The sequence below is a fragment of the Thalassobellus citreus genome (assembly GCF_044385915.1).
Classification (GTDB): Bacteria; Bacteroidota; Bacteroidia; order Flavobacteriales; family Flavobacteriaceae; genus Thalassobellus; species Thalassobellus citreus.
On the sequence record NZ_JBISCC010000119.1, the window covers coordinates 1 to 1,367 of the forward strand.

The following is a 1,367-nucleotide window of genomic DNA, read 5'->3' on the forward strand; positions in this document are numbered from 1 at the left end:
CAGAAACCCAATTACTAAAAATAGCTTCAAAAAAAGACTGCTCAGATTCCTTTTCCAACAGAATAATTCCAGATTCAGTTTTCAGAATATTATTAATTTCTTTTCTTGTCATTTTTTTCGTTTCCGCAATTGTTTACAACGTATTTGTGTATGGTTAGTTGCGTGTTTCAGCAACTAATTTAGCAAATAAATCACAGATAGAATATTCCGCAGGAATGTTCGTAAGTCGGCAGTGACCAAGCAATTAATTATACACGGTGTTGTGCGTAGTTATTTTTTAGTTTTTCAAATTCTTTTTCGTATTTCTCAATTCGATTTTGGTCTTTTGTCGATAATAAAAATGGTTTTCTTTTTCCGATAATCATTCTATCATAAACCAATTTTCCATTTTCGTCTTTTATTTCAACTTCGTGATAAGGTCGAAACATTGAACATTCCGTTTTGGTCAATTTGACCGCAAGATTTGCATATTCTTTTGTCGGAAACTGGTTGGAAAGTTCGAGTATTTTTAAATTTCTCAAATATGCGATTGGTTCGAGAGATTCGTCTCCGACTTTTATGTTAGTCATTCTCAAATATTCCAATTGAGTAAGTTTGGAAAGTGGTTTTAAGTTGTCCACTTTTAATTTTTTATCTATTCCACCATCTAATGACAAACTTTTAATTTTAGTAGCTTTCTCCAATGCTGACAAGTCCGAAATTTTAGAATAATCTCTAATCGCCAATTTTTTCAAGTTCGGATTAGATTCCATATTCCAAAGTTCAGTCGCTTTTGTATTCCATTCCGTTATTAGAGTTTCGCACTTATTCAAATTCTCTAAACAGCTTAAATCTTTTGCAAGAAATTGGTAAAGACTCACATATTTCGGTTGATGAAGTGAAAAAATTTGTTCAATGTCTTTTTCTTTAGCTCCAATTAACCAAAGTTTATCAATATTCAGTTCGTTTAAGAGCTTTCTGTTTTTTACGTCCGCACGAATATGCAATTCCGTTTTAGAATTGTCAAAATCCGCCAAATCAGAAGTGAATTCTGGTTTATTCTCAAATCTGTCTATTGTAATATCGTTCATTCTCTAATTCTGACTAACGTAAAATTATGTTGCTAAAAATCAATGCTTTATAAAATTTAGGAAGTTTCATATTTTCAGCATTTAATTTCTTTCAATTTACTCAATTTTACGTTAGCCAATGGACTAAAGTTTCTTCGAGTCTATGAGGGATTACGCACAACGGTTGTGTATAAGGATAGTGCGTTTTTGTGTCCGAGGATTTTCCGCAGGAAAATCAGAGTGACTAAAAAAGCACTAACCTTTAGATTAAGAAATAAATTTAAGCATTATTCCTTATACTTTGTTGCCCACAGTAGA

1 protein-coding gene is annotated in these 1,367 nt (G+C 31.8%); it reads right to left on the reverse strand.

What is annotated here, in order from left to right:
- Positions 1-248: 248 nt before the first annotated feature.
- A complete protein-coding gene (locus ACH5TX_RS05040) occupies positions 249-1,070 on the reverse strand; it encodes a leucine-rich repeat domain-containing protein (protein WP_439338450.1) in 822 nt (273 codons plus the stop codon).
- Positions 1,071-1,367 lie beyond the last annotated feature (297 nt).